We start from the raw sequence: 2,357 nt of genomic DNA on the forward strand, positions 1-2,357 counted from the left end.
CCGGTCTTTGGTGGTCAGCACGATCTGGCGGCGAAAGAAGCCGTCGGACTTGTCGTGCAGGGCGGTGAGCGCACCGTTTCCGAAGCAGAGAAAACGCACATAGAGCTGGCTCTGATAGCTCTGGACGCCTTTGCGCTCCATGTCCATCTTGCACTCAGAGGTCACGATGGATTTGATATAATTGGTCTTGGGCAGGGCGCTCATATCCATATCGTCATCCACCATCAGGAGCTTGTTTTCCAAGTCTGCACGGCTGAACCGGTTGCTCTCCACCTTCTGGATGCTGGTGGTGTTCATGCTGTCGCCCAGCAGGGAGCGTATGACCAGACCGATGCGGCTTTTGCCCTCGCCGCCCTTGCCGATGAGCATGAGCATTTTTTGCCCCTTGGTGGTAGGCAGCAGGCAGTAACCGAGAAATTCCTGCAAGGTTGGAATGTCCTCCGGTTGCAGCAGCTCTGATAGGAATTGCAGCCACTTTTTCGGAGTGGGTGCGTCAGGGTTGTAGGCGACCGTCAGCCGGTTGTTGCAGTAGCTCTTATCGGCGGTAAAGCTACCGTTCATAAAATACGTCCCGTTGGCAACGTGGATGCGGTCCGTCTCAATGGGCAGCGGCGGCGAATAGGCTTGCAGTTTGATGCTGGCCAGCAGATTCGCAACCGTCTTGGAGAGATTGGCGGTCAGCACACCGGAGATTTCCTCCAGAATGAGATTGCCGATCTGCCCCTCATCCTCGATCAGTCCGTCCACGGTGAAAAGCCGCCCACGCACACATTTCATGGGGTGTTTCTCCAAAAACTGCTGGCAGAACAGCACCTCGTTGATGTGCCTGCCGTCGTACCACTCAGGCCACGTCTGCGGTGTCATATCCATCTTCCAATTCCTCCTTGTGAATTTTCTCTAACCTCCGTCGCAGCCCGTCCAGCTTTTCGTCCGCCATCTGCTGCTGAATTACTTCGGCACGTTCGTGGGAATCCCCGGCGCACAGAATATCTAAGTAGTATTCTGTCCGGTCGAGGTTACGGCAGGCTTCCACGAACCGTGCGTGAACAGGCTCGTCAGGTGACTGCGGCGCATACTGCACCTTCCAGTCCCGCAGCACATGGGCGTAATCGGATAAAACAGAAAAGCACAGCCGCTCGTTTTCCCTGAGCTGCTGTGCTTCCGTCTGAATGCGTTTTGCGTGGAGCGCCGCTGCGCTGGGCGGCTTGTCCGGGGTAAGGTGAAAGTCCGCTGTCAGCTTCTGTGCCGCCTCATAGAGCGGCAAACCGAACAGCTTTGCGGCAAAGTCGATCACATCGCCGTGTTCCCCGCAAGCGAAGCAATGGTAGTGGTCATCTGCCACATACAGGCTGGGATGCCGGTCATTGTGGAACGGGCAAAGGGCCATGCCGTAATGGTTGACCTCCACGCCGTACCGCTCCGCCGCCTCCCGGCAGCCTACGCCGTATTTTACAATTTCGAAAAGATTCATTGTTCCTCCATTTCTGCGCAAAAAACGGCGGCCTGCCCATTAAGGGGCAAGCCGCCATTTGCGTCTTATCTTATGCTGTTTTTGTTTCTTTCTCCGGCACTGCCGGTTCGATCTTCGCCCCTCGCAAGGCTTTCTTCCGCACGCCCTGTCGCTTGATCTGTGCCTGATAACGGCAATCGTCACCGCAGTATTTGACATCTGACCTCGTTGTGGTAAACACCTTGCCGCAGTTTTCGCAGGTACACTCCCGGCTGCGGCTCTCCGCCGCCTCCTGCCGGTAAAATTTGGAGCGGCAGTTGGGACCGCAGAACAGGGTGTTTGTCCGCTTGGAGGCGAATTCCTGTCCGCAGCATTTGCAGGTCAGCATGAAGGGCTGTCCGACAGCGTGTTCACCGGCCTTGATTTTCTGATACCGCTCCCGGCTCTTGATGCGGTGCCGTTTGAGCTGCTCCTGCCGCTTGATTTCTTCCTCGGTCAGCTCCGGTGCGGGAAGCTCAAACTGCCCGATAAAGCGAAGGTGGATATCCACTTCCTGCACCCGGTCACCGTCGATCTTTTCTGGAGCGTGTACGATGATTTTCTCCACGAACTCGTTGATCATGGGCGTGGTCAGCTCGGAAAAATCCGTGTACTTCTTTGCCAGCTCCAGAAACTGCTTGGCCCGGTCGGTGTCCTCCGCAAAGGCGGACATCTGCGTTTCCATTTCGGAGACGGACGCTGTCAGCGCTTTCTGCTCATTTTCGTAATCTGCCAGCAGACTGTCAAAGCGTTCACCGGTAATGCGCCCGACGGCAAAGGATTCATAGAGCTTCTTGATGATGGTATCCAGTTCGGAAATCCGCTTTTTCTCCTTGTTCAGCCTCCGCTTGGTTTCCTTGGCCGCTTC

Annotated in this window: 3 protein-coding genes; all 3 read right to left on the reverse strand. The window is 55.9% G+C overall.

Annotation, left to right across the window (positions count from 1 at the left end):
• Nucleotides 1-870 (reverse strand): DUF5906 domain-containing protein (locus LKD37_RS17335; RefSeq protein ID WP_302930307.1); only part of this gene is annotated, 870 nt, incomplete at its 3' end.
• Nucleotides 842-1,471: a CHC2 zinc finger domain-containing protein gene (locus LKD37_RS17340; RefSeq protein ID WP_302930308.1), complete on the reverse strand. Its 630-nt coding sequence runs from the start codon at nt 1,469-1,471 to the stop codon at nt 842-844. The genes LKD37_RS17340 and LKD37_RS17335, both read right to left, overlap by 29 nt.
• Before the next feature lie 70 nt (nt 1,472-1,541).
• The coding region (locus LKD37_RS17345) for a DUF4368 domain-containing protein (RefSeq protein WP_302930309.1) at nt 1,542-2,357 on the reverse strand (816 nt) is incomplete at its 5' end.

Source organism: Brotocaccenecus cirricatena (assembly GCF_020687045.1).
Classification (GTDB): Bacteria; Bacillota; Clostridia; order Oscillospirales; family Oscillospiraceae; genus Vescimonas; species Vescimonas cirricatena.

Bases quoted from the DNA above. Each gene is read 5' to 3' on its own strand.
- LKD37_RS17340 (WP_302930308.1), bottom strand. From the start codon at position 1,471: ATGAATCTTTTCGAAATTGTAAAATACGGCGTAGGCTGCCGGGAGGCG.